This window comes from Actinoplanes aureus (assembly GCF_015704865.1).
Taxonomy (GTDB): domain Bacteria; phylum Actinomycetota; class Actinomycetes; order Mycobacteriales; family Micromonosporaceae; genus Actinoplanes; species Actinoplanes aureus.
In genome coordinates this window covers 592,941-617,954 of record NZ_JADQTO010000003.1, presented here as the reverse complement: position 1 = coordinate 617,954, position 25,014 = coordinate 592,941, and the positions used below count along the sequence as shown (strand labels likewise).

At 71.7% G+C, this 25,014-nt stretch carries 22 protein-coding genes; 11 read left to right on the top strand and 11 right to left on the bottom strand.

The annotated features are described in order from the left end of the window. Positions 1-829: 829 nt before the first annotated feature. From I4J89_RS08770 to I4J89_RS08755, 4 genes are all read right to left on the bottom strand, one after another. On the bottom strand, positions 830-1,810 hold the full coding sequence (locus I4J89_RS08770) for a Gfo/Idh/MocA family protein (RefSeq protein WP_196413335.1): 981 nt from the start codon (positions 1,808-1,810) through the stop codon (positions 830-832). Positions 1,811-1,893: 83 nt separating this feature from the next. Continuing rightward, positions 1,894-2,214, bottom strand: a complete 321-nt coding sequence (locus I4J89_RS08765) for an STAS domain-containing protein (RefSeq protein WP_196413334.1) — start codon at positions 2,212-2,214, stop codon at positions 1,894-1,896. 58 nt (positions 2,215-2,272) lie between these two features. Next, positions 2,273-2,689: a PRC-barrel domain-containing protein gene (locus I4J89_RS08760; RefSeq protein WP_196413333.1), complete on the bottom strand. Its 417-nt coding sequence runs from the start codon at positions 2,687-2,689 to the stop codon at positions 2,273-2,275. A gap of 64 nt (positions 2,690-2,753) precedes the next feature. Further along, the gene (locus I4J89_RS08755; protein WP_196413332.1) at positions 2,754-3,971 is read right to left on the bottom strand and encodes an MFS transporter; all 1,218 of its coding nucleotides are present in this window, start codon (positions 3,969-3,971) and stop codon (positions 2,754-2,756) included. An 82-nt stretch (positions 3,972-4,053) separates the two neighbouring features. Between I4J89_RS08755 and I4J89_RS08750 the strand changes: the two genes are divergently transcribed. The 4 genes from I4J89_RS08750 (at position 4,054) to I4J89_RS08735 (ending at position 7,688) form a co-directional block, all read left to right on the top strand. Beyond that, complete coding sequence (locus I4J89_RS08750) at positions 4,054-4,593, top strand: CGNR zinc finger domain-containing protein (RefSeq protein WP_196413331.1); 540 nt, start codon at positions 4,054-4,056, stop codon at positions 4,591-4,593. A 192-nt stretch (positions 4,594-4,785) separates the two neighbouring features. After that, positions 4,786-6,036 (top strand): sensor histidine kinase, encoded by a 1,251-nt coding sequence (locus tag I4J89_RS08745; protein WP_196413330.1) that lies wholly within the window; start codon positions 4,786-4,788, stop codon positions 6,034-6,036. Beyond that, on the top strand, positions 6,021-6,680 hold the full coding sequence (locus I4J89_RS08740; protein ID WP_309238235.1) for a response regulator: 660 nt from the start codon (positions 6,021-6,023) through the stop codon (positions 6,678-6,680). The genes I4J89_RS08745 and I4J89_RS08740 overlap by 16 nt, the downstream gene beginning before the upstream one ends. Positions 6,681-6,734: 54 nt before the next feature. After that, positions 6,735-7,688: a threo-3-hydroxy-L-aspartate ammonia-lyase gene (locus I4J89_RS08735; RefSeq protein ID WP_309238234.1), complete on the top strand. Its 954-nt coding sequence runs from the start codon at positions 6,735-6,737 to the stop codon at positions 7,686-7,688. Between the two features lie 93 nt (positions 7,689-7,781). Here the strand turns inward: I4J89_RS08735 and I4J89_RS08730 are convergent, their stop codons facing one another. Both I4J89_RS08730 and I4J89_RS08725 read right to left on the bottom strand, forming a co-directional pair. Next, positions 7,782-8,966 carry an erythromycin esterase family protein gene (locus tag I4J89_RS08730; RefSeq protein WP_196413328.1) on the bottom strand — a complete coding sequence of 395 codons (1,185 nt, stop codon included), beginning with the start codon at positions 8,964-8,966 and terminating at the stop codon, positions 7,782-7,784. A gap of 73 nt (positions 8,967-9,039) precedes the next feature. Continuing rightward, entirely contained in the window at positions 9,040-9,714 is a 675-nt protein-coding gene (locus I4J89_RS08725; protein WP_196413327.1) for a TetR/AcrR family transcriptional regulator, read from the bottom strand. Positions 9,715-9,897: 183 nt separating this feature from the next. On the opposite strand from I4J89_RS08725, the gene I4J89_RS08720 reads away from it, so the two are divergent. Genes I4J89_RS08720 through I4J89_RS08690 form a run of 7 tightly spaced genes read left to right on the top strand, consistent with a single transcriptional unit; the run spans position 9,898 to position 17,956 of the window. After that, complete coding sequence (locus I4J89_RS08720; protein WP_196413326.1) at positions 9,898-11,118, top strand: oxygenase MpaB family protein; 1,221 nt, start codon at positions 9,898-9,900, stop codon at positions 11,116-11,118. 23 nt (positions 11,119-11,141) lie between these two features. After that, positions 11,142-12,299, top strand: coding sequence for an oxygenase MpaB family protein (locus tag I4J89_RS08715; RefSeq protein WP_230858508.1), 1,158 nt, complete (start codon positions 11,142-11,144; stop codon positions 12,297-12,299). After that, positions 12,296-14,536: a molybdopterin cofactor-binding domain-containing protein gene (locus tag I4J89_RS08710; RefSeq protein WP_196413324.1), complete on the top strand. Its 2,241-nt coding sequence runs from the start codon at positions 12,296-12,298 to the stop codon at positions 14,534-14,536. Before I4J89_RS08715 ends, I4J89_RS08710 begins: the two co-directional genes overlap by 4 nt. Continuing rightward, positions 14,529-15,005, top strand: coding sequence for a (2Fe-2S)-binding protein (locus tag I4J89_RS51435; protein WP_196413323.1), 477 nt, complete (start codon positions 14,529-14,531; stop codon positions 15,003-15,005). The genes I4J89_RS08710 and I4J89_RS51435 overlap by 8 nt, the downstream gene beginning before the upstream one ends. Before the next feature lie 21 nt (positions 15,006-15,026). Continuing rightward, positions 15,027-16,460, top strand: coding sequence for an SMI1/KNR4 family protein (locus I4J89_RS08700; RefSeq protein ID WP_196413322.1), 1,434 nt, complete (start codon positions 15,027-15,029; stop codon positions 16,458-16,460). Positions 16,461-16,515: 55 nt separating this feature from the next. Continuing rightward, positions 16,516-17,190 (top strand): alpha/beta fold hydrolase, encoded by a 675-nt coding sequence (locus I4J89_RS08695; RefSeq protein ID WP_196413321.1) that lies wholly within the window; start codon positions 16,516-16,518, stop codon positions 17,188-17,190. Beyond that, positions 17,180-17,956 (top strand): class I SAM-dependent methyltransferase, encoded by a 777-nt coding sequence (locus I4J89_RS08690; RefSeq protein WP_196413320.1) that lies wholly within the window; start codon positions 17,180-17,182, stop codon positions 17,954-17,956. Before I4J89_RS08695 ends, I4J89_RS08690 begins: the two co-directional genes overlap by 11 nt. Positions 17,957-17,979: 23 nt before the next feature. On the opposite strand, the gene I4J89_RS08685 is transcribed toward I4J89_RS08690, so the two are convergent. From I4J89_RS08685 to I4J89_RS08665, 5 genes are all read right to left on the bottom strand, one after another. Then, complete coding sequence (locus tag I4J89_RS08685) at positions 17,980-19,185, bottom strand: aminotransferase class V-fold PLP-dependent enzyme (protein WP_196413319.1); 1,206 nt, start codon at positions 19,183-19,185, stop codon at positions 17,980-17,982. Next, on the bottom strand, positions 19,172-20,491 hold the full coding sequence (locus I4J89_RS08680; RefSeq protein WP_196413318.1) for a pyridoxal-phosphate dependent enzyme: 1,320 nt from the start codon (positions 20,489-20,491) through the stop codon (positions 19,172-19,174). Before I4J89_RS08680 ends, I4J89_RS08685 begins: the two co-directional genes overlap by 14 nt. Further along, positions 20,488-21,921 carry a type III PLP-dependent enzyme domain-containing protein gene (locus I4J89_RS08675; protein ID WP_196413317.1) on the bottom strand — a complete coding sequence of 478 codons (1,434 nt, stop codon included), beginning with the start codon at positions 21,919-21,921 and terminating at the stop codon, positions 20,488-20,490. Before I4J89_RS08675 ends, I4J89_RS08680 begins: the two co-directional genes overlap by 4 nt. A gap of 63 nt (positions 21,922-21,984) precedes the next feature. Beyond that, entirely contained in the window at positions 21,985-23,709 is a 1,725-nt protein-coding gene (locus tag I4J89_RS08670; RefSeq protein WP_196413316.1) for a TlrC/CarA/OleB/SrmB family ABC-F type ribosomal protection protein, read from the bottom strand. Next, a complete protein-coding gene (locus I4J89_RS08665; protein ID WP_196413315.1) occupies positions 23,664-24,953 on the bottom strand; it encodes a glycosyltransferase in 1,290 nt (429 codons plus the stop codon). The genes I4J89_RS08670 and I4J89_RS08665 overlap by 46 nt, the downstream gene beginning before the upstream one ends. Between the last annotated feature and the right edge of the window lie 61 nt (positions 24,954-25,014).

Genomic DNA, 25,014 nt, shown 5'->3' with positions numbered 1-25,014 from the left:
GAAGGCCTCCGGTGCTGGTCAGTGGTTTCTCGACAACTCCACTGCATCGCTGGAGGCCTTCATCGTTCACAGAACCAGCTGATGATCGTCAGATCGAGTGGTCACACTTCCTCGACCAACGTCCCCGAACATCACAGCTAGAGAGCCTTCTCTTGTCCGGCCCAACAGCATTGAGCGTGGGCCAAGCAAGATCACCGCTTGAGGACCCTGACTACGGAAGCCTTCTAGCCCGCCGGGTCCGGGGGGCAGAGCGCTCGCCACCCGGTCCTCCAATACGTGCTGCGCTACCAGCCGGACAGGGCCGTAGCCGACACAGGCCCCAGCCGACGCCCGGCGGCATCCCCGACGGCCCGTGGCGAGCCGAGCCGTAGCCCACGCACCCCACCGCACCTCATAAGGTGCGCCAGCGACGGCCCGCCCCCGCCAGCCGTAGCCCACGCACCCCACCACACCCCACAACGTGCGCCAGCGACGGCCCGCCGCTGTCTGCCGTAGCCCACGCACCCCACCGCACCCGATAGCGCGTGCAAGCGACGGCCCGGGCCCCCACTCCGCCTGCCCTCTTCGCATGCGGCCGGGCGCCCGGCTGGCGTCCAGCCGCCGAGTGGAGGCCCCATCCCGGTACATCAGGGCCAACTGGACGAACGCCCTAGTAGTGGTTTGCCATGATCTTCGGTCCTGCCTGGGGTTCCGTTGCGGGAAGCGGGGTCGGCAGGTGAGGCAGGTGCCGATGGGGCGGCAGGCAGCGCTTGCACGGCGTCGGAGCACGGCGTAGAGGGCTCATTCCGGCGCAGTCGAGGCGTTGGACCTCGATGAACGCGTCCGCGGCCTACGGCAGGCAGCGTGGCCTCAGGCCGCACGCGACGTAGATGTCGTCGAGCGCCCGCATCTGGCTCACCGCAGCGGCCGCGTCCGTGAGGATCGGGCCGTCGCCGAGCACCGCGTCCCGGAAGGCGCGCAACTGGTAGACGTAGGTCGGCGTCCGGTCGGCGCGTTCCCGGTGGGCGCGCCCACCCGCGCGCACGGTGATCCGCGAGCCGAACTGCGGCAGGTAGGGCCAGGAGACGGTCAGGCGGCCCCGATCGCCGTCGACGCGCAGGCTGGAGCCGAACAGGTGGCGTGACCACAACGACGAGACGACCGTGCCCCGGACGTCGCCGGGGAACGTCAGGTCGGCCTCCAGGTAGCGGTCGATGCCGTTGCGATGCAGAGCGTGCGCGCGCTCGACGGTGGCCTCGCCGAACAGGTCGCGCAGCAGCCGCACCGGGTAGTAGCCCACGTCGAGCAGGCCGCCGCCGCCCAAGGCCGGGTTCCAGCGGATGTTGCGGCCGGGTGGGACCGGCACCAGGAAGATCGCTCGGGCCGCGCGCACGGTCCCGATCTCGCCGGAGGCGAGGATCTCGCGCAGCCGGGCCGTCAGCGGATGGTGACCGGTGTGGTAGGCCTCCATGACCACCCGGTCCGAGGTCGCGATGGCGGCCGCCACCCGCTCGGCCTCGGCGGCGTTGGCGGTGAACGGCTTCTCGACCAGGACGTGTTTGCCGGCGTCGAGGGCGGCCATGGTCCACCGGGCGTGCAGCGCGGCGGGGGACGGGATGTAGACGGCGTCGATGGCGGGATCGGCCAGCAGCGCCTCGTAGCTGTCGTGCACCCGGGGGATCCGGTGCTTGGCCGCGTAGGTCCGGGCGCGTGCGGGGTCACGCGCGGCTATCGCCGCGACCGTGACCCCGTCGACCCGCTGGGCGGGTGCGAGCAGGGCGCCCCGCAGAATCCGCGCGGCGCCGAGCACGCCGATCTGGATCTCGGTCATCGGGTCATCCCGCTCAGCTCCGGCATAGTGCCGAGTCTGCCGCCTCCCCCAGGGGCCGACTCAAGAGGCTCACGACAAGAGGTTCACAACCAGAACACGTCGCTCAGCCCGGTCACCTCGAGCGCTTTGCGCACCGGCGGGGACGGGTTGACCAGGGTCATGGTGATCCCGTCGGCGGCGGCGCTGTTGCGGGCGCTCACCAGGGCACCGAGCGCGTAGGAGTCGATGAACCCGACCTCGGCCAGGTCGGCCTCGAGCCGCTGGCAGCCGGTTTGCCGCGCGGTGGCGACGAGGCTGTCGCGGATGTCGTCGGCGTCGCCCAGGTCGAGTTCGCCGGTCAGGGTGGCGTGCAGGGTGGTGCCGTCGTCGCTGGTCCGATACGTAACCGTGGCGCTGCTGGACATGGGTGGCAACCCTACCCGGGGCACGCCACCGCGCAACTCAGGTACGCCGGACGAGCCCTCAGCGGCCGTTGGGGAAACCCGGATAGAAGTATCCCGGCGTCCAGAACGGCGGATACCCGTAGTGACCGTAGATCTTCTCGTAGTAGTCGCGCTGATCGACCAGGTCCGGGTCGTAGCGCGGCGCCCCGGCGATCCGGTCCTTGGCCGACTCCACGTACACCTCGTCGTCGGTCACCCGGCTGATCGCGTCGACCGGGATGAACGACGCGGTGGCACCGAAGCCCAGCACGCCGCCGTGCTCGACCCGAAGGAACCGCACGGCGTTCGCGGCGGTGTCCACCAGCAGGTCCGTCACGGTCCCGACCTTCTCGCCGGCGCTGTCGATCACGGTACGACCCCGCAGGTCCTGCTCGGGGTCGGCCACCACCTGGCCGGTGTCACTCAGTGGTGTCAGTGTGCCGATCGGCTCTTCCATCACCGCCACCTCCCTATCGATATGGCGCATACCCAGCCGGAACGGCGGTACGCGTACCCCTTGGTCAGACGTAAGCGGGAGTTTCGCGAAGGCGCGGGATCGGGGAAAGCGCGACCCAGAGGGTTGCCGCGGCGATGCCGGCGGCGCCGGCGAGGCAGGCGCCGTAGGCGCCGAGTTCGGTGGCCAGAAAGCCGCCGGCGAGCGAGCCCAGCGGGAGGGTGCCCCAGGAGACCAGGCGGTACGCCGCGGTCACGCGGCCGCGGATCTCGTCGGGCACCGCGCTCTGCCGCAGGCTCCGGTTGTGCACGTTGGCCAGGGCGGTGCCGAACCCGGCCACGATGAAGACGGCACCGACGAGTACGGCGACTCCCGTGCCGCCGCCGGGTGCGGCGAAGAGCAGCAGCGGGGCGCTGTTGCCGATGGCCATGGTGACGAGCATGGTGCGGCCGAAGCCGTAGCGGGCGGAGAGCCGGGCGCCGGTGAGCGCGCCGGCCAGGGCGCCGGCGGCGGCCAGGCCGAGTACGACGCCGATCACCACCGGGGACAGGCGCAGGTCGCGGGCGAGCCAGAGCAGCAGCCCGAGGGAGAACACCTGGTAGGCGACGTTGTAGGTGGCGGCCTCGCCGACCAGCGGGCGCAGCAGGCGGCTGCCGGCCAGGTGTCGCAGGCCCTCGAACAGTTCGCGGCGCAGAGGGGTGGCGTGGTGGCGGACCGGCTTGGGCTCGGGGGTGCGGATGCCGGCCACCGCGAAGGCGGAGACCAGGTACGACAGCGCGTCGACGGCGACCGCGACGGGTGCGGTCAGCCAGGCCACGAGCAGGCCGCCGATGCCCTGGCCGGAGAGTTCGGCGCCGGACTGGGCGGCGGCGATCCGGCCGTTGGCGGTCAGCAGCCGGTCCCGGTCCACCAGGGTCGGCAGGTACGCCTGGTCGGCGAGCTGGTGCACCACGGTGCCGACGCCGGCCAGGAAGACCAGCACGTAGAGCGGCTCCATCCGGTGCAGGCCGGCCCAGCCGAGCAGCGGAACGGCGCCGAGCACGACGAACCGGCCGAGGTCCGCGGCGACCATGAGCGGGCGGCGGCGCATCCGGTCGACGAGGACGCCGGCGTAGAGGGTGCAGAGCAGGAACGGCAGGAACTGGGCGGCGCGCAGGACGCCCACCTGCTCGGCGGTGGCGTGGAAGGTGAGGATCGCGAGCAGGGGCAGGGCCAGCTCGCTGATCTCACTGCCGAGCGCGGAGACGGCGGTGCCGGTGAAGAGCCGGCGGAAGTCTCGGCCCACGATGCCCTCCTCGTAACCGGTGAACTCGTTAGCCGGTTACCCGGATCGGTAACCAGTAAACTGGGTTCAGAGGTGATGCGCCATGCCGGTCGAAGGGCCGCTCCGGGTCGTCCGGGAGTTCGTCAACACCTATGACGTGGAGAAAGACGTCGAGGCGCTGCCGGACGCCGGCGATCTGACCGCCTGGCTGCGGTACGCGGGACTGCTCGACGAGTCGTCCACGGCCGGCGATACCGACCTGCTCCACGCCCGTACGCTGCGCGAAGGCATCCGGGAGCTGTTGATCAGCGGATCGGCGGCGGTTCTCGACGAAGCCGCCGAGCGGGTGCGGCTACGGCCCCGTTTCACCCCGGACGGCCTCGACTTCACGGCCGACGGCACACCGGCCGACCGTGCCCTCGGAAGGCTGCTCGCGATCATCGCGCGGGCGATGGCCGACGGCAGCTGGCAACGGTTGAAGGTGTGTGACAACGACACGTGCCGGTGGGCGTACTACGACTCGTCCCGCTCGGGGGCGGGCCGCTGGTGCTCGATGGCGGTCTGCGGCAACCGGCGCAAGGCTCAGGCGTACCGGAACCGCCGGCGAGGCGGCGAGGCCGACCGGAAGAGCTCGGGCGCCTGACGGACGCGGTGGCTCAGCGCGGCACCCGAGCCGCCCGGGAGGTCGCGGGCCGGGAGCCCGGGGCGGAATCGGGCAGGCCGAGCCGGCCGCGGGTCGCTACGTGCAGTGACCGTTCCGGGGTATGCCTAGCCCTACCCCGGATCTACGGCTGGACTCCTGGGGCGAGCTGTCCGACGTCGTTACCGTGGCTGCGTGCCGACCCTCCACAATGCCATCCGATCCCGCCGGTTCCTGATCACCTGGTGGCCCTGGCGGTCGCTGGCGTTCGTGCTCAGCACAGTGCCGGTCGCTGCCGCCGTCGCCGTGCCGTTCGGCCTGCTGGCCGCGCCCTGGCTGGTGCTGCTGCGCAAGCTCCTCACCGGCACCGCCGACCCGGTCGTCGCCCTGCTGCTGTTCGTGGCGGGCGCGGTTCTGCTCGCCGGGCTGGGCCCGCTGGCGGCACGGCCACTCCCCCGCCTGGAGCGCCATCGGCTCCGGCTGGTCGGCGATCGCCCTCTCGTCGCCACCGGCTCGCCGTGGCGGCGGCTGGGCTATGCCGCCGTGATGGTCACCGCGGTTCCGGTCGTCTACAGCGCGCTGTTCGTGACCGTCCTGCTGATCGGGGTCTGCCTGTTCAGCCCGGTGCTGGTCGACGGCGGGCCGGTCTCGTTCGGCGTGGTCACCATCGTCACGGCGGAACAGGCGGTCCCGTACGCGATCGGTGCTCTCGTCGCCGCGGCCGGCGTGCCCTATCTGCTGGCTCTCACCGCTGCGGCGCACGCCGCGGTCGCCCGCGCTGTGCTGCACACCGCCTCCGCCGAGGCGCTGCGCGCCGAACTCGTCGAGGTGTCCCGGTCACGTGCGCGTCTCGTGGACGCGTTCGAGGCGGAGCGCCGCCGCATCGAACGGGACCTGCACGACGGCGCACAGCAGAAGCTCGTCGGGCTCACCCTGCAACTCGGCCTCGCCCGCCTCGATCTGCCGGACTCCTCTCCCGCCGCCGGCGCGGTGACCACCGCGCACCGGCAGGCCAAGGAACTGATGGGCGAGCTGCGCGAACTCATCCACGGCATCCGGCCGCAGCTACTCACGGACCTCGGCCTCGCGGTCGCGTTGCGCGACCTTGCCGGACAAACCCCCATTCCGGTACGGGTGACAGCCGACCTGCCCCGGCGCCTGCCGGACCACGTCGAGGCGACCGCCTACTTCGTCGTCGCCGAGTCCCTCGCCAACATGGCCAAACACAGCGGCGCGACGTCCGGCACCGTGACCGCCAGCGAGCAGGCCGGGCTGCTCGTCGTCGAGGTCGGCGACGACGGTCACGGCGGTGCGGACCCGGCCCGCGGTACCGGCCTGACCGGACTGGCCGACCGGGCCGCGGTGGCCGAGGGCCGGATGTTGCTGGCCAGCCCGCCCGGCGGCCCGACCCTGATCCGCGTGGAGCTGCCGTGTCCGACCGCGTGAACGTCGTACTGGCCGAGGACGGGGTGCTGCTCCGCGCCGGACTGGCCGGCCTGCTGGAACGCTTCGGGTTCCACGTCGTGGCCGCGGTCGGCGACGCCGGCGAGCTGCTGCGCGCGGTCGCCGACCGGCAACCCGACCTGGTCGTCACCGACATCCGCATGCCGCCGGGCTTCCACGACGAGGGCTTGCGCGCCGCCGTCCAGCTGCGCCGCGACAACCCCGCGCTGGCGGTCGTCGCCCTCAGCCAGTACGTGCAGCACGGGTACGCGGCGGAGCTGCTCGGCTCCGGCGACGGCCGCCGGGTCGGCTACCTCCTGAAGGACCGGGTCGTCGACGTCGACGACTTCGCCACCGCGCTGCGCCGGGTGGTGGCCGGTGGCACCGTCATCGACCCCGAGGTGGTCCGCCGCCTGCTCGGCCGACGCCAGGACCCGGTGGCGCGGCTGTCCCCGCGCGAACGGGAGGTGCTCGAGCTGATCGCCGAGGGCCACTCCAACGCGGCCATCGCCCGGACGCTCACCCTTTCCGAGGCGGCCGTCGGCAAGCACGTCGGCAACATCCTGGCCAAACTGGACCTGCCGCCGGACGACAACACCAACCGGCGGGTGCTCGCCGTCCTGACCTACCTGCGGGACCAGGCCTGATTTCACCGCGCCGTAAGACATCGAAGGAAGGCAGCAGCGGTTACCGTGGGCGGGGTGACGGTGACCTTGCAGGACGTCCGGGACGCGGCCGAGCGGATCGACGGGGTCGCGCACCGCACGCCGGTAATCCGCTCCCGGACGCTGGACGAGCGGGTCGGTGCGCGGGTCTTCCTGAAAGCGGAGAACCTGCAGCGGGTCGGGGCGTTCAAGTTCCGGGGCGCCTACAACGCGATCTCCCGGCTGTCGGCCGAGCAGCTCGCGCGGGGCGTCGCGACCTATTCGTCGGGCAATCACGCGCAGGCGGTCGCGCTGGCCGCGCGCGAGCTGGGCAGCACCGCGGTGATCGTGATGCCGGAGGACACCCCGGCCGCCAAGCTCGACGCGGTGCGTGGGTACGGCGCCGAGATCGTCATCTACGACCGGTACACCGGGGACCGGGAGGAGATCGGCCGGCGGCTCGCTGCGGAGCGCGGGTTCGCACTGATCCCGCCGTACGAGCATCCGCACGTCATCGCCGGGCAGGGCACGGCCGCGCTGGAGCTGCTGGAGGACGCCGGGGAGCTGGACGCGATCGTGGTGCCGGTCGGCGGTGGCGGACTGATCGCCGGCAGTGCGGTCGCGGCCAAGGGTGTGCAGCCGGGCATCCGGGTGGTCGGCGTCGAGCCGCGGGCCGGCGACGACACCAAGCGCTCGCTGGCCGCCGGGGAGCGGGTCCGCATCGACATACCGCGCACCATCGCGGACGGTCAGGCCGCCCCTATCCCCGGCGAACTCACCTTCTCCATCAACAAGGAGCTGGTCGACGAGATCGTGCTGGTCAGCGATGACGAACTGCGCGACGCGCTGCGGTTCGCCGTGGACCGGCTCAAGCTGGTGCTGGAGCCCAGCGGCGCGTCCGGGCCGGCCGCGTTGCTGGCCGGACGGCTCGACCCGGTGCCGGCCCGGATCGGTGTGATCATCTCGGGTGGGAACGTGGGTGCGGCGCGGCTGGCGGAACTGCTCGCCTGACCGGTACCCGCCCACCGCGACCACCTGCCTGGGCCCGGCGGTCGCGGTGGTGTCCGGAGTGGCTGCCGGCTCGCGGGCAGGGCGGGACTCGGCTCACCCGTACCGGAAAAATGCCGCCCGGACCACGTGCTTGATGAAGATGAGCGCGTTGATCCGGTCGATGGTGGCCGGGTCGATGGAGGCGTAGGTGAAGTCGGCCGGGGTGCGTCGGTCGTAGGCCGCCGTGAGGCGGCCGGGGTCAATGACGGCGCGGTCGTAGGGCAAGGCCGACAGCGTGCCTTCCAGGGTGCCGGCGGGTGGGACGTCGTCGCCGAGGCTGCCGAAGTTGCCGGCGGCGAACGCGTAGCGGTCGCCGAGGTGGCTGCTGAGGATGGCGCCGGCGCTCCACCAACGCTGCCGCCCGCCGCCGAACGTCATGCTGCTCTCGTCGCGCTGCAGGTGTCCGTTGTTGGCGAAGGCGAGGGTGGGTCCGCGATCGGCTTCGCGGCGCAGGATGGCGTCGAGGTTGTCGGCCATGATCGCCGCACGGTGTGCCAGCAGGCCGCTGAAGCGGTCCGGCGCGGTGTCGGCCATGGCTGCGTGGTAGCGCAACAGCGCGCCCGCGGTGCGGGCGTCGAGGTCGGCACGCCACCAGGTGTCCGGTGAGGTGGCGGCGATCAGACCGGGGGCGTACGCGTGAAGCAGCGCCCGCATGTCGTCGGTGAGCACGCGGAGCCGGTCGGCTTCCGGGGTACGGCCGACGGACTGCGCCGGATCCCGCATGGCGCCCGGATTGCTCCAGCGGTCGTCGGCGCCGAGCAGGCCGTCCAGCGTCGCCGTGCTCCACGGCAGGTCACGGTAGGCGGCGAGGTAGTCGTGCAGTGCGGTCAGCGCCGCGCGCGGGCTGGCCGCGCCCATGGTCTCCAGCTCGCCGTCGAAGCCGTAGAAGTGGAGCCGCTCGTGCGCCGGACGCTGTTCGTTGTATTCGCGCATCCAGCGCAGCAGCTCGCGGTTGGCGGGTGAGGCGCCGAAGTCGTGGGTGAGTCCGCTGCTCACCGCGTCGTCGAGGGTGCCGGTGCCGTGCGTGACGTACGCGTCGGCGGTCAGGCCGGCCAGGCAGCCGCTCTCCAGGGCGATCGAGCGGTAGCCCTGGTGTTCGACGAGGTGCTGGAAGAGCTCGTTGCGCAGTTCCGGGAAGGCCTCGACACCGTGGGTGGGTTCGCCGAGGGCGAGCAGGCGGACGGCTGGGGGCAGCATCGCGGTGAGCGCGGCGCCGGTGAAAGGCTGGGCGTCTGTCATTCCTTCGACCGTATCGCTGAACCTTCGAGTGAAGGTTCGACGGATAAGTACACAGCTGACTCGAGGACAACCCTCAAACGTTCGGATCGGCCGACAGCATGGGTGCGAGGAAACGGCGGGCCACGGCGCTGAGCTGTTCGGCGTCGTCGAGGTCGACGACGTGACTGGGGGTGACCAGGAAGGAGCAGGACAGCCGGGTCATCAGTTCGGCGGCGACTTCCACGTCCACAGAAGCGGAGATGTTGCCGGCCTGTTGCTCCTTGCGAAGCTGGCCGGCGACGAACTGTTGCACGGTGGCGAGCGTGCGCCCGCCGTTGCCGATCAGGGAGGGCACGAGCAGGTCCGGCTCGATGTCCATCAGGCCGCCGATCAGCGGGTTGCTCCGGATGGCCTGCAGGGAGCTGACGAAGCCCAGCACCACCCGGTCCGCGGCGGTCCGGGCCTGCTGGATGTCGACGAGGAACCGGTCGAAGTAGCGGCGGAACTCGCGCCGGACCACCTGCTCCACGAGCGCGTCCTTGGTGGCGAACCGGCGGTAGGCGGTGATCCGGGAGACGCCGGCCCGCCGGGCGACGTCGCCCATCGTGGATCGCCGGATCCCGATCCGGCAGAACTGGTCGTAGGCCGCGTCGAGCAGGCGGGTGGTGACCTCGTCGTTGTCGCCGGCCGGTTCCTCGTCGAGGTCGGCCAGCTCGAACGCCTCGGCGAGCGCGCGCCCCAGCAGTGATTCCGAGGCCGGCGGCAGCATGGCGTCCCTCCCCGGGGAGATACTTTTACGCTATTTGTATCACGGTATCAACAGGCCTGCTCAGACCGCGTTCGTCAATCGACGGCCGTCATTCTATGTCTTGTGATTCGCCGGCACGCTGTGCTCTCATCGCTGATACATACCGGCAGAACTTGTTTCACCGTATCAGCCAAGGAGCGGACCGTGGAACCAGTCACCAGACGCAACATGTTGAGAGCCGGCGGAGCCCTCGGCGCGCTCGGCGCCCTGAGCGTGGCCGCGCCGGCACACGCGCAATCGATGTGGACGTGGTCCGCCAAGGGATCGGTGGCGGGCACCGGAGCGGGCGCCGATCCGCGGTGGGTGTGGGACTCCGAGGCCGATCCGCTGGTCGCCTCGCTGATCGAGCGCGGCGACGTCCCCATGGTCAACCAGCTGCTGCGGACCTGGACCAAGAACGGACAGCCGCTGCCGGCCGGTCTGCCGGCGGACCTGCGCGACTTCATGGAGCGGGCCCGGCAGCTGCCGGCCTGGGCCGACCAGCGCAAGCTCGCCCTCGCGGTCGACTTCAACGAGAAGCGAGGGCTCTACCTCGGCGTCCTGTACGGGCTGGCCAGCGGCATGATGAGCACGGTCATCCCGAAGGAGGCCCGGGCCGTCTACTACTCGCAGGGCGGCGCGGACATGAAGGACCGCATTTCCAAGACCGCCAAACTCGGGTACGACATCGGCTCGGTCAACGCGTACCTGCCCACCGGCGAGATGATCGTGACCGCCGTCAAGACCCGGCTGGTCCACGCCGCGGTCCGTCACCTGCTGCCGCAGTCGCCCTACTGGGCGGACGTCGCCGACGAGGACATCCCGATCAGCCAGCGGGACATGATGGTCACCTGGCACAGCCTGCCCACCACCGTCATGCGCAAGCTGACCGACTGGGAGGTGCCGATCCCGGACGACGAGTCCGCGGCCTTCCTGCACTCCTGGCAGGTCGGCGCCCATCTGCTCGGGATCCGGGACGAGTACATCCCGGCCTCGTGGAGCGAGGCGAACTCGCAGGCCGAGCAGGTGCTCGACCCGATCCTGGCGGCGACGCCCGAGGGCGTCAAACTGGCCGACATCCTGCTCAAGCTCGGCACCCCGATCGACGCGGGCCTGCTCAGCAAGCCCATCCTCGGTGCGTTCACCCGGTTCATGCTCGGCGACCAGATCGCCGGATGGCTCAAGATCCCCAGGGAACCGGTCTGGGACCCGCTGCTGCGGGCGGCCTGGGGGCCCTTCATCGCCGTACGCGAAGGGCTGCTGCCGTTCCCGCTCGCGCCGAAGGCGTACTGGCTGTTCGACGAGTTCCTGCGCAAGGCGGCGCTGCTGTTCCTGTCCGAGGCGCGCCCGATCAGCATCGAAATCCCGGTCACCAACCGCCCGTGAAAGGTTTTGCGTAAATGTCGGAGATGAGCAGGCGCAAGGTACTGCTGTCCGGAGGGGCGCTGGGTGCGGCCGGTGCGCTCGGCCTCGCCACCCCGGCATGGGGCACCGATGAAGGTCCCCGGAGCGTGTACGACACCGAGGCCGACCCGGTCTCCGCCCAGCTGCTCGACAGCGGAGTCGTGCCCGAGGTCAACCGGCTGCTGTGGGACTGGACCCGCAACGACCAGCCGCTGCCCGCCGGGCTGCCCGGGTACCTGCACGACTTCATCGAGAAGGCGCGCCGGCTGCCGGAATGGGCGGACCGCGCCAAGCTCGAGACCGCGGCGCGGTTCAACAAATCCCGGGGCATCTATCTGAACCTGCTCAACGGCGTGGGCGGCGGCATGCTGAGCACCGCCATCCCGAAAGAGGCGTGGGCGGTCTACTACTCCAAGGGCGGCGCGGACATGGAGGACCGGGTCGCCAAGACCAGCCTGCTCGGCTTCGCGGTCGGGGCGCTGAACGCGTACCGGCCGGACGGCGACTGCATCGTCCAGGCGGTGAAGACCCGCCTCGTCCACGCCGCGATCCGGCATCTGCTCCAGCAGTCGCCGCACTGGAAGTGGGGTATCCCGATCAGCCAGGAGGACATGCTGGTCACCTGGCACACGCTGCCGACGTACGCGATGCGCAAGATGCGCGAGTGGAAGGTGCCGATCAGCGCCGCCGACTCCCAGGCCTACCTGCACGTCTGGCAGGTGACCGCGCACATGCTCGGGATCCGCGACGAGTACATCCCGGCCACCTGGGCGGCGGCCAACGCCCAGTCCGATCAGGTGCTGCCGCCGAACATGGGCCCGACCCGCGAGGGCGTCGAGCTCACCGACATCCTGCTCGGCCAGCTCGCCGAACAGACCAGCCCGGGCAGCGTCAGCCGGCCGCTCTGCAACGCGCTCGCCCGCTATCTGGTCGGCGACCAGGTAGCGGACTGGGACGGCATCAAGCGTGAACCGATCTGGGGCCCGCTGATCGCCACCGCCTGGCCGGCGCTGGTGCGGTTCCGGGAGGGCCTGATCCCGCTGCCGCTGGTGCCCGAGGCCGCCTGGGTGATCGACGAGGCCGCCCGGCAGTACATCCTCTTCTATCTGACCAAGGGCAAAGCGACCAAAATCGAGATCCCTACGATCAACCGGCCCGAATGAACAGGCGGCGCTTCGTCGGGTACGTCCTGGCGGCCCCGGTCCTGGTCACCGCGGCCGACCTGCACCACGGAGAACCCGCGGCGGCGGACCTGACGGAGCTGCTCGACCTCAACGACATCATGACGGCGGCCGCGCTGCCGACGTCCGGGTTGATCTCGGTGGAGATCAACCCGGACGGGACGGCGTCGTTCGCTCTGCCCCGGGCCGAGGTGGGACAGGGCATCACCACCTCGACGGCCATGCTGATCGCCGAGGAGCTTTCCCTACCGCTGCACCGGGTCCGCGTCACCCTGGCCGACGCCCGGCCGGAGCTGCTGTTCAACCAGCTGACCGGCGCGTCGAACACGACCATCGCCACCTACACGCCGATCCGGGTCGCCGCCGCCGTGGCCCGCCACCGGCTCCTCGAAGCGGCGGCGGCCCTGTTCGGTGCGCCCGTCACCGGCCTGCGGCTCGAGGACGGTGTCATCACCGACCGGGCCGGCCGCCGAGTCGGCATCGGCGAGCTCGCCGCGACGGCGGCCAGCCCGAAGACCCTGTCCGTGCCGGTGGAGCTCGCTCCGAGGGAGAGCTTCACCGTCATCGGGAAACCGCACAGCCGCATCGACGCCCGGGACGCCGTGACCGGGCGCAAGAAGTTCGCGATGGACCTCGACGTCGCCGGCGCGAAACCGGCGATGCTGTGCCGCCCGCCGACCATCAACGGCAAGGTCGGTGCGGTGGCCAACCTCGGCGAGGTTCTCGCCATGCCCGGCGTCACCGACGTGGTGACGGTCTCCACCGGTGTGGCGGTACGCGCCGAGACCTTCGGCCAGTGCATCGACGCGGTCCGTGCGCTGCGGGTGTCCTGGAGACGCGGCACGGTCGACGGCAAGTCGGACGCCACCGTGCTGGCGGAGCTGGCCGCCGCTGAGCTGCCACTCGGGCCGCGACCGCCGACCCCGGTCGTGGAAGGCAGGTTCACCTTCCACTTCCGCAGCAACAGCGCGCTGGAGCCCAACTGCGCGATCGCCGACGTACGCGGCGGGCGCGCCGAGATCTGGTCGGGGCTGAAGTCACCGATCGTCGCCAAGCAGGCCATCGCCGCCCGGCTCGGGCTGCCGCTGGGCAATGTCACCGTGCACGTCACGGAAGGGGGTGGTTCGTTCGGCCGCAAACTGTTCTTCGACGCTGCCCTGGAAGCCGCCGAGGTGTCGCAGAAGATCGGCAAGCCGGTGAAGCTGATGTGGCATCGCGCCGACGACGCGCGCCAGGGGCGCACGCATCCGATGGCCACCTCCCGGGTACGCGTCGCCTACGCCGGCGACGTGGTGCTGGGGTACGAGCAACGGCACACCAGCGTCACCACGGACCTGGGCCACGGCCTCGGCGAGCTGTTCACCGCCATGGCCGCGAAACTGCCGATCGGCGACGCCGCCTTCGCCCAGACGTTCTTCCAGTTCAGCCACACCTCGCCGTACCGGTTCGGCGTACACAGCCGGCTGCTCAGCGAGACCGGCAAGGGCTTCAACACGGGCAGCATGCGCAACGTCTACTCTCCCGACACCACGTGCGCGCGGGAGCTCATCGTCGACCGGCTCGCCGATCGGATGGGCAAGGACCCGTACCGGTTCCGGCTCGACTTCCTGCGCGACGAGCGTGCCCGGGCGGTGCTGCGGCAGGCCGCCGAGGCCGGCGGCTGGGGCCGGGCACTGCCGGCGGGCGTGGCGCAGGGCATCGCGTTCCACTCCGAGTACAAGGGCGTCAGCGCCGCCCTCATGGAGATCGACTGCCGGCCGGAGACGGTCAACCGCCCGATCCGCGACGGTGTCGGCGGCCCCCGCGTCACCCGGGCGGTCTTCGCCGTGGACGTCGGCCTTGTGGTCAACCCGCGCGGTCTGGAAGCGCAGATGATGGGCTGCGTCATGGACGGCATCGCGCTCGCGCTGACCTCCAGCCTGCACCTGCGCGACGGGTACTTCCTGGAGGCCAGCTGGGACAACTACTTCTACACCCGGCAGTGGAACACCCCGCCCGACCTGCGGATCATCATCATGCCCAGCAGCTCGGAACGGCCGGGCGGCGCCGGGGAACTCGGGGTCGCCGCGGCGATGGCGGCGGTCGCGTGTGCGTACGGGCGCGCGACCGGGACGATGCCGACCACCTTCCCGATCAACCACGGCACGCTCTCGTTCACGCCGAAGCCGACGATCCCGCCGATTCCCGCCTCGCCCACGGACGGAGGAACACGTGCCTGAGCACACCTTCCGGGTCAACGGTAAGCAGGTCACCGTGGACGTCGCGGACGACGTACGCCTGCTGTGGGTGTTGCGCGACATCCTCGGCATCACCGGGCCGAAGTACGGCTGCGGCATCAACGTCTGCAAGGCGTGCACCAGCCATCTCAACGGCCGCGCGGTCAGCCCGTGCTCGATCCCGGTCTCGGACCTGGAGCCGGCCGACGAGGTCGTCACCATCGAGGGTCTGGCCGCCACGGCCGGTGCGGAGCTGCACCCGATGCAGCAGGCCTGGCTGGACCACGACGTCGTGCAGTGCGGTTACTGCCAGCCGGGTCAGATCATGGCCGCCGTGGCGCTGGTCCACCGGGTGGCCGCCGAGGGCCGGGAGATCACCGAAGCCGACCTCGACGGGCTGCGTAACATCTGCCGCTGCGGCACGTACGCCCGGATCCGTGCGGCGATCAAAGCCGCGGCGAAGAACATGTGAGGGACCCTTTAAAGTGTCCGCGTGAATCAAGGATGGCCTGGCCACGGGGCGTGGATGGTGACGGCGACCTCGGCCGGCGTCGACTGGCGGACAGCGGTGGCCGCGCTCGCGGCGGCCGCCGAGGTCCCGGTGGCGGTGGTCGTCGTGGGCGAGACCGCCGGCGACGATCCGGCGCGGCCGCACCTGGCCGGGCGCGTCGAACTGCCCGGCGCCGACCAGCTGACCCTGGACCAGGCACGCGACCTGATCCGGGCGGTGACCCGGGCGTACACGCTGGTGCTGGTCGCCGGCTCGGCCGGCCCGGCCGTGCCGGTGGGCCGGGACGGCTGGACGCTCACCGACCTGGCGGCCGCGGTCGGCGCGCCGGCCGTGGTGGTGGCCGGGCCGGGGCCGGACGCGGTGAACCACGCGACGCTCGCCCTCGATGCTCTGGCCGGGCACGGTGTCGCCGCCTGCGTCGTGACGATCGGCGACGTGGAGCTGGACGAGGCGGCGCTTCCGGTCCGGGTGGCCGGCCGCATCCCGGCCGACACGACGGCCGGCTTCGACCAGGCCGCCGAGTGGCTCGATCCGGCGCTGCGGGCGACAGGCGGTACGAGCACGGCACCGGAGGCCGCGGTTCCGGAACGCCGCCCACCGGTCAGCGGCCGGAAAGTGGTCTTGAGCCTGCTGGCGGTATTCGTCGTCATGGTGCTGGTGGTCTGCAACCTGGCGTGGTGGAGCCGCTCCCCCACCGACCTGGGCGCGGAATTCCAGGTCAGTGAATTCACCTCGCCCGAGCCCACCGGGTACGTGACCATCCTGCCGGTGCCCCCGCTGCGAACGTCCAGCCCTCGCCCGGCGGCGGCCGACGCCTGCCCGCAGAGCAGCGGCCCGGTCGCGGTCGGCAAGCCGGACGCCACGACCACCGCCCGGGTGAACGCGGCCTGGCGGCGGATCGAGAAGTGGCTGGCCAAGCACGCGCCGGCGAGCGCCCGCTCGCTACGGCCGCCGGCCCGTGCCGCGCGGATCGACGACCTGCAGCGGCGTATGTCGGTGGCGTTCCCGGCCGACCTGGTCGCCTCGTTACGCAGGCACGACGGTGCCTCCGGTTTCACCCTGCCGCCGTTCTTCACGCCCGAGTCGCTCGACGGCATCCTCGGAGATTGGAAGGTCAACTGCGGCATCCTGACCCGCGAGGGCATGGCCGGGACGAACCCCTGGTGGCACCGGTCGTTCGTGCCGTTCGCCGGATCCGCCGACGGCGGCAGCCTGGTGACCGACCAGCGCCCGGACGGTCGTGGACAGGTGGGCGAGTTCTACGCGGAAGACGGCACCACCTTCGAGCGGTGGCCCGGGTCGGTCGCCGAACTGCTGGAGCTGACCGCCGCCTCGCTGGAGACCGGCCAGCCGTGGGCGGGCCGGTACCGGCCGCGGGTGGACGGCGACGGCGCGCTGGACTGGGAGATCATCTGACGCCCGGAAATGTCATAGGGGTCGCCTACTCTCACCGCAAGTGGAAGGAGGCACGGTGGCCACATTCGTTCTGATCCACGGCGCCGGCGATGTCGGCTGGTATTGGCATCTGGTGGAGGCCGAGCTGCGTGCGCGCGGCCACGACACCGTCGCACCCGATCTTCCCTGCGCCGACGACTCGGCCGGCCTGCCGGAGTATGCGGACGCCGTCGCCGCGGCGATCGGTGACCGGACCGACCTGGTCGTCGTCGCGCAGTCGTTCGGCGGCTTCACCGCCCCGCTCGTCTGCGACCGGGTGGCGGTGAAACTGATGGTGCTGGTCGCGCCCATGATCCCCGCACCGGCGGAGGCTCCCGCCGACTACTGGGTCAACACCGGATTCGGCCAGGAGGCGACGGAGGAGTATGCGGACGAGATCGCCCTGTTCTACCCGGATGTCCCGCCGGAGCTGGCGGCTGAGGCGCTGAAGCGGGCGCCCGCCCAATCCGAGGCGCGGGCTGGGGAGCCGTCGCCGCTCAGAGCCTGGCCCGACGTTCCCACGCGGGTTCTGATCTGTCGCGACGACCGTCTGTTCCCTCCGAGCTATCTTCGCCGGGTCGCCGGGGAGCGCCTCGGGATCGACCCCGACGAGATCGACGGTGGACACACCCCGGCGTTGAGCCGCCCGCGTGAGCTGGCGGACCGCCTCGTGGCGTACGCCGCTGAGCAGGGACTGCGCGGTGACCACTGACCTCGATCCGGCCGGATACGACGCCGAGCTGCGGCGGCACCACCGGGTGCTGCGCCGGCACTGGGGTGTGCGGCTCCAGGATCACATCCTGGACATCGGTTGCGGGACCGGGCAGACCACCCGCGAGGCCGCGCGCACGGCCCAGGCGGGCAGCGCGCTCGGCGTCGACGTCTCCGCTGCCGCGGTCGAGCGGGCCCGTGAGCTCGCCCGGGCCGAAGCGCTCGGCAACATCGCCTTCGAGCACGCCGACGTACAGGTCCACCGTTTCCCGCCGGAGCGCTTCGACCTCGCGGTCAGCAGGTTCGGCACGATGTTCTTCGACGACCCGGTCGCCGCGTTCACCAACATCGGGCGGGCGCTGCGCCCGTCCGGGCGCCTGGTGATGATGGTCTGGCAGGCCGGCGACCGCAACGAGTGGGACGTCGCCATCCGCCGGGCTCTCGGCGAGCCGGTGGCGTCCGGGGGACCGGATCCGTTCTCGCTCGCCGACCCGCCGCGAGTGACGGAGACCCTCGCTGCCGCCGGGTTCGCCGATGTGGCTTTCACCGACGTCGACGAGCCGGTCTACTTCGGTCCGGATGTGGCCGGCGCCCTCGACTGGGTGCGCGGTTTCCGATCCACCGGCGAGGCGCTGGACCGGCTGGACAGCGCCGCCGCGGCGAACGCGGTCGGGCGTCTACGCGAGACGATCGCCGCACACCTGAGTGACGACGGCGTGTGGTTCGGCTCCCGCGCCTGGATCATCACCGCTCGTCGCCGCGGATAGGGTGGATCGCGTTCTCGCCCGGGTCAATTCAACGAGGTCAGCAGTTCGAGGAGCCGGTCGATCTCGTCCACCGTGTTGTAGACGTGGACGCTCACCCGTACCGATGTGGTCTCCTCACCGCCTTCGGCCTGACAGTGGCCGTCGGCCCGGACCATGAAGCCCTCCGACGCCAGGATGAACCCCAGGTCGTTGGAGCCGATGCCGCGGTGGCGGAAGGTCACGATGCCGTGCCGCTGCTGCACCGGCGAGCCGGCCGCGAGGCTGCGCTGGCAGCCCAGCACCTGGTACGCCGGCAGCCGGCGCAACCCGTCGGTCAGCCGGGCACCCAGCGCGACCGTCCACCGGGCGATCCGCTCCAGCCCGGCCGCCTCCAGCCAGTCCAGCGCCGCGACCAGGCTCACGATGCCGCTGGTGTTCGGCGTCCCGCTCCAGCCACCGGGTGCGAACACCGGCCCGCGCCGGTTCGCCGACCAGATCGCGCCGGTTCCCGGCAGCGCCATCACCTTGTGCCCGGAGAAGACCACGAAGTCGACGTCCAGCCCGGCCACCGACAGCGGCAGGTGTCCGACGCCCTGCGCCGCGTCCAGGCAGATGACGGCGCCGGGGCCGGCCGCCGCCCGGATCCGGCCGATGTTCATGTCGCCGCCGTAGACGTGGTGCACGTGCGTGGTGGCGATGAACCGCGTCCGCTGACCGACCATCCCGGCGAGAGCGCGGTGGTCGTAGTCTCGCGCCGGGTCGTACGGCATCGCGCGCACCCCCACCCGGATCCCCTGCCGGCCCAGCAGGTCCACGACCTCCTGCCAGGGCAGCGTGTTCGCGGAGTGATCGGCGTACGGGACGATGATCTCGTCGCCGTCGCGCAGGTGCCCGGCCAGCCAGTCCCGGGCGATCAGCCGCAGCCCTTCCGTGGTGCCGCTGACGAAGTGGACGCCGGACCGATCCGGTTCCGGGTCGCCGAGGAACCGGCGGACCCGCTGCTCGGCGTCCTGGATCCGCGCGGTGGTCCGGTTGGCCCACGGATAGGTGCCGCGTCCCGCGTTCGCGTTGCCGGTGGTCAGATATTCGGTGACGGCGTCCAGGACCGCCTGCGGTTTCTGGGCGGTGGCGGCGCTGTCCAGGTACGCGAGATCCGGGTGCCCGGCGATGATCGGGAACTGCGCGCGCAGCCCGCTCTGCCAGGACCGCAGATCGTCCGGAAAGGCGACGGCCACCTCAGTCCCGGACAAGCTCGGCTCCGGCGTCACGCCAGGCGATGACACCACCGGCCAGCGACCGGACGTCCGGGTGCCCCATCCGGGTGAGCAGGGCGGCGTAACTCGCCGACTTCTCCCCCACCGGGCAGACCAGCAGAACCGGCTGGCGCCGGCCGAACGGCAGCCCGCCGTGCAGCATCTCGGCGAACAGGTCGTCGACGATGTTGATCGACCGGTCGATGTGGAGCGCGCGGTAGGCGAACGGGCTGCGCAGGTCCACTACCAGCGGGTTCTCCTTGGCGATCCACTCCTGGGCGTCGGACACGCCGATCGTCCTGGTAGCGGCCAGGTCCTCGGCGGTCAGCGTGCGCACCGAGTGCGTACGGTCCGGCTGCTGGAACAACGCCGGCCGCCGCTCCCGCAGGTAGCTCATGTAGCTCTCGACCCGGTCGCAGACGATGAACACGGCCGTACGCCGTCCGGTCAGCCCGGCGTCGAGGCGGCGCAGATAGCGCACGGCGCCCTGGTAGGCGCCGCCACCGGTCGGGCCGGCGAGGGTTCCGCAGCGGCGTACCAGGGTGAGCAGCCCGTCGATGGCCTCGTCCGAGCTGACCGCCTCGATCGTGTCGTAGACGTCCGGATCGAACAGGCCGACCTCGTGCACCTCGTCGATGTCGCGGATGCCGGGGATGAAGTCGGCCTTCTCGGCCACCAGGCCGACCACGGTCACCTCCGGGTCGTGCTCGCGCAGCACCCGGGCCACGCCGGTGGACGAGCCGGCGGTGCCCACGCAGGCGATGAAGTAGTCCGGCGCCCGCCCGTCCAGGTCAGCGATGATCTCCGGGCCGGTGCCGCGTACGTGCGCCTCGACGTTGAGGTCGTTGAAGTACTGGTCGGTGTGCAGGTAGCCGCCGCCGGCCGCGGACACCGTGTGATACATCCGGGTCAGCGGGTCGTCGGTGTCGGTGGGATCCAGGCACTCGGACTGACCGGGCAGTTCGTCGATCTGGGCGCCGAGCAGCAGCAACAGGTCCTTGATCTCGGGCACCCGCATGCGGTTGGTCACGCTGCGGAACGGCAGGCCGTGCATGCCGGCGATCACGGCGAGAGCCTTGGCGGTGTTGCCGCTGGAGAGCTCGACCACGGTCTCCGCACGCTCGGCGGCGCCGGCCAGCCGGTGGCGGACCATGTTCCAGGCGGCCCGGTCCTTGACCGATCCGAACGGGTTGAACAGCTCCATCTTGGCGAACAGGTCGATGTTGCGAAGGCCGTGCACGGCCGCGTCGATGCGTACCAGTGGCGTGCCGCCGATGACGTCGGTGACGCTGTCGTACCTCACCCGGTCTCCTCCCGGCCCGTGACAGGCCAGTACTGGTCGTCCAGGCACCACCGCCAGCCGCCGCGGTCGCGGCGGGCCGCGACCGTGCGCGCGGTGGGCTGCATCAGCGCGTTGCCGGCGCTGAAGTCCATGAGATAACCGGCGGTGTTCACGAAGACCAGCAGGTCGCCGGGGCGCGGCCGGGCGGGCAGGTACACCTGGCGCCGGGTGAGCAGGTCGGCCTCCAGGCAGAGATTGCCCGCCAGATAGACGCCGGCCGGCTCGCTCCCGGCGGGCGCGCCACGCGGCACGAGGACCGGATCCATCAGTACGCCGTGCTGCTCCAGGGCGACGTCCGCGCTGTTGCCGGCCACCCGTACCAGGTCGTCGCGCACGTCCTCGACCCGCATGAGCACCGCGCCGCACTGGTCGAGCAGCGCCCGCCCCGGCTCGACGTGCAGGTCGTAGAGGCTGTCCAGCAGCAACGTGCCGAGCGCCCGGCGCTGCGCCGCCGACTCGGTGCCCAGCAACCGGTCCAGGTAGGCCGGCCCGGACGTCGTCCGGTGTGCCGGGTAGACGGACAGCGTGCCGCGTACCGTGCCGCCCTCGTTGCGCAGCCCGTACCCGTGGCCGTTCCAGGTGATCGGCGGCCGCTTGCCGAGCACGGCGCCGGTCAGCTCGCTGGTCCACGCCTCCCACTGGCGGCCGTCGTCCAGATAGCTCACCCCGAAGCCGCCGCCGATGTCGATGGCCCGGGGGCGCAGCCCACGCTGCTGTGCCTCGTCCATCGCATGCAGGCACCCCTCCAGTGCCACGGCCTTCTCCGGCAGGCCCACCGTGTCCAGGTGGTACGCCACCCCGAGGAACTCGACCTGGTCCTGGTGTTTCTCCAGCGTCTCCCAGAGCGTGGCCAGCCGCGCCGCCGGAACGCCGAACCGGCTGGCCCGCGTCATCACGTTGGTCCCGGTCGAGGCGAACCCGGACAGCCGCGCCATCAGCCGCACGCGCGGCAGTCGGTACGCCGCCACGATGCCGGCGAGCTCGGTGAGCTCCGTCGTGGAGTCGGCGTTGACGATCACCCCGGCTCGGGCGGCCAGCCACAGGAACTCCCGGCTCTTGGGCCCGGTGGCCATGATGCGATCGAGCCCGAACCCCGCGCCGAGGGCGTGCTGCAACTCCGCCAGCGAGGCCACGTCGATGCCCGCCTCGGTGGCGGCCAGGGCGCGGATCAGGGCCCGGGACCGGTTCGCCTTGTGGGCGAAGAAGATGCCGCCGCCGAGGTGCCGTGCCTGGTACACGTCGCGGAAGCCCTGGACGTTGCGGGCCAGCTGATCGGGCAGCACCACGTTGAGCGGAGAGCCGAGGGCGTCGACGATCTGGTGCAGGAAAGCAGCGCTGTCCAGGAGGGACCCCAGATCACCGTCGACGCGCGGTTGCAGTTTGGGCGCCATCACACTCCCGGGTCCACCACGACTCCCTCAACCTAATCGATGAGCCCGCCGACTCCAAGAGGATCATGACCCCAAAGTGACCGGACGACTACTCCATGCGATGTTGCGCATATGCTCAGTTCCGGCGTCCATGTGGAGGTGCGCGCCGGTGAACGCGGCCCGAAGACGCCGGTCGTGGGTGACCACGACCAGCGCGCCCCGGTAGCCGGCCAGCGCTTCCTCCAGCTGCTCGACGAGCATCGGTGACAGGTGGTTGGTCGGCTCGTCGAGCAGGAGCAGGTCCACGGGATCGCTCACCAGCCGGGCCAGCTCGATCCGGCGCCGCTGCCCGTACGACAGCTCGGTGACCCGCAACGCCAGATCGGCCGGGCGGAACAAGCCCAGGGCGAGCAACGCCTCCGCATGCTCGTCCGGGCTGCCCGGACGCCCGTACGCGTAGGCGTCCAGCACCGAGTGGTCCGCCGCGCCGCACGGCCCGTCCTGCCGGAAGAACCCGACCCGGCCGGGCCGCCGCACCTCGCCCGCGTCCGGCCGCAGCTCTCCGGCGAGCACCCGCATCAGGGTGGTCTTGCCCGCTCCGTTCGGGCCGGTGACCAGCAGCCGCTCACCAGCACGCAGGGTCAAGGCGTCCAGGCGGAGCCGTCCCGCCACCACCACACCGTCGAGAGTGGCCACCTCGTCGCGATCCCCGGCGTCCGCGGTGGCCACGGCGGCGGTGAAGCGCAGCGGCTCGGGCGGCGGCGGCGCCGGATGGCCGGTGAGCCATCGCAGCCGCTGCTGCGACTGCCGGAGACGACCGGCGGCCCCGTGCGTACGCGAACGCGCCCGCCAGGCGCCGGTGCCCATGCCCGCCTTGGCCGTCTTGCGGGGAATCGCGGCCAGCCGGCCCGCGTTGGCCGCGACCAGCGTGGCGTGGCGCTCCAGCTCCGCTCGCCACTCCTCGTGCGCCTGCGCCTGACCGGCACGTTCAGCCGCCTTGGCGACGAGGTATCCGCCGTAGCCGTCGCCGTAGCGGCGCACCCGGCCGTCGGCCACTTCGACGATCGCGGTGGTCACCCGCTCCAGGAACATCCGGTCGTGCGTGATCGCCACCACGGTGCCGTGGTGGGCGCGCAGGCGCTGCTCGAGCCAGGCGGTGGCCTGGTCGTCCAGGTCGTTGGTGGGCTCGTCGAGCAGCAGCAGCTCCGGATCGGAGGCCAGCGTGGCGGCCAGGGCGAGCCGGGAGCGCTCGCCGCCGGACAGTGTGCCGAGCCGGCGGCTCCGGTCGAGCCCGGGCAGCCCGAGCCCGTGCAGCGCGACCTCCACCCGGGTATCGGCCTCATATCCGCCGCGTGCCTCGTACTCCGCGACGAGCTCGGCGTAGGCGGCCAGCTCCGCGCCCGTCGCGCAGAGCGAGCGTTCGGCCGTTCGCATCCGGCCTTCCAGCTCACGCAGATCGGTCAGGGCCAGATCGACGGCGTCGGCGACGGTGGCCTCCGGCGGCAGGCCGAGCGACTGCGGCAGGTAACCGACGCCACCGGGCGCGACTGCCACGAGCTCGCCGTTGTCCGGCCGTTCGACGTTCGCCATGAGCTTGAGCAGGGTGGACTTGCCCGAACCGTTGTCGCCGATCACGCCGAGCCGCTCGCCCGGCTTGACGGTGAGCGAGATCCGGTCCAGGACGACGTGGGTGCCGTAGTGCTTGGTGACCTCGGCGAGTGCCAGTTGCGCTGGGGTACGCAGAGCGCTTCCTCCTCGAGTCCCTAACGAGACGGACCGTCTCGTCTTGAATAGCGAGCATGACGGCATGTGGCCCGCTTGTCAAGACGGAACGTCTCGTCTCGAAAAGGAAGCGATCGGTAGAGGGCGCACACCGACCGGGCGTAGCCGTCCGCGGTGTGGTTCGCGGCGCGGCGGGCGGCACGTCCGGCGAGCGCCCGGGCGGCCGCCGGATCGTCGAGCAGGGCGCCGATGCCGGCCGCGAGTTCGTCCGGCGCCGGACCGGTCAGCAGCGCGGCGTCACCGAGCAGTCCGTGCGCGTGCAGCAACGGGTCGGCCATCACGACCGGCAGCCGGTTGTGCGCGGCCTCCAGCAGGACCAGCGCCTGGGTGTCGGTGGTCGACGGGAACGCGAAGACGTCGGCGGCCCGGTAGGCGGCGGCGACGACCGCGGGTGGTTGCTGGCCGGTGAGGACGATCCGGTCCGCGACACCGGACTCGCGCAGCAGCCGGGTCAGCCATCGACGCTCGTACATCGCTCCGATCAGGACCAGCCGCGCGTCCGGGCGACCCGCGGCGACCCGGGCGAAAGCGGCGATCAGCCGATCCACGCCCTTCTCCCGGTTGACCCGGCCGACGTAGAGGACCAGCGGTGCGGCCGGTCCGATCCGGTGCGAGGCGCGGAAACGCCCGCGGGCGGCGGCGTCGAGCGGCACCGGCGAGATGCCGGTCGGTATCACCGCGAGGCGCTCGGCCGGCACCGGCAGCGAGAGCCGCGCCGACACGGCGCGGGTCGGCAGGATGACCGCGGCCGCGCCGCGAAGCATGAACTCGTTCACCGCGTCCACGGCGGCCCGGCGCCCGGCGCCGGCCCGGACCGGCGGCACGCCGAGCCGGCGCGCGTACAGGCGCAGGCCGGTGGTGAGCGCGGCGGCCGGCACGCGGTACGCCTCGGCGTAAGCATGCAGGTCGGTGTGGTACGTGTGCACCACCGGCACCCGCAACTCCCGGGCGGCGAACACGCCGAGCAGCCCGGTCGGGCCCGGCGTGTGCACGTGGATCAGATCGGGCCGGGCCGCCGCGATCCGGGCCAGCGCACCGGCCGCCCACTGCCCGCGCAGCAGCCAGGAGGACAGGCGCAGGCCGGCGAGCCCGTACGCGGGCACCGCGGACAGCGGCAGCACGTCCCCCTCGGCGGGCTGAGCGCGGTGGGCCGGCGCCACCGTGATGGCGTGGTGCCCGTGCGCGCGCAGGGTCGCCGTGAGGGTGCGCACCGAGGTGACGATGCCGTCGCGCCGGGGCAGGTAGGTGTCGGTGAAGTGCAGCGAGCGCATGCCGGGAACGGTCGGGAGCCGGCGCGACGTCGGAGTGGCCACCACAGATCCGGATCATGAA

Bases quoted from the DNA above. Each gene is read 5' to 3' on its own strand.
- I4J89_RS08770 (WP_196413335.1), bottom strand. From the start codon at position 1,810: ATGACCGAGATCCAGATCGGCGTGCTCGGCGCCGCGCGGATTCTGCGG.
- I4J89_RS08765 (WP_196413334.1), bottom strand. From the start codon at position 2,214: ATGTCCAGCAGCGCCACGGTTACGTATCGGACCAGCGACGACGGCACC.
- I4J89_RS08760 (WP_196413333.1), bottom strand. From the start codon at position 2,689: ATGGAAGAGCCGATCGGCACACTGACACCACTGAGTGACACCGGCCAG.
- I4J89_RS08750 (WP_196413331.1), top strand. From the start codon at position 4,054: ATGCCGGTCGAAGGGCCGCTCCGGGTCGTCCGGGAGTTCGTCAACACC.
- I4J89_RS08730 (WP_196413328.1), bottom strand. From the start codon at position 8,966: ATGACAGACGCCCAGCCTTTCACCGGCGCCGCGCTCACCGCGATGCTG.
- I4J89_RS08725 (WP_196413327.1), bottom strand. From the start codon at position 9,714: ATGCTGCCGCCGGCCTCGGAATCACTGCTGGGGCGCGCGCTCGCCGAG.
- I4J89_RS08715 (WP_230858508.1), top strand. From the start codon at position 11,142: ATGAGCAGGCGCAAGGTACTGCTGTCCGGAGGGGCGCTGGGTGCGGCC.
- I4J89_RS08710 (WP_196413324.1), top strand. From the start codon at position 12,296: ATGAACAGGCGGCGCTTCGTCGGGTACGTCCTGGCGGCCCCGGTCCTG.
- I4J89_RS08675 (WP_196413317.1), bottom strand. From the start codon at position 21,921: ATGGCGCCCAAACTGCAACCGCGCGTCGACGGTGATCTGGGGTCCCTC.
- I4J89_RS08670 (WP_196413316.1), bottom strand. From the start codon at position 23,709: ATGCCGTCATGCTCGCTATTCAAGACGAGACGGTCCGTCTCGTTAGGG.
- I4J89_RS08665 (WP_196413315.1), bottom strand. From the start codon at position 24,953: ATGCGCTCGCTGCACTTCACCGACACCTACCTGCCCCGGCGCGACGGC.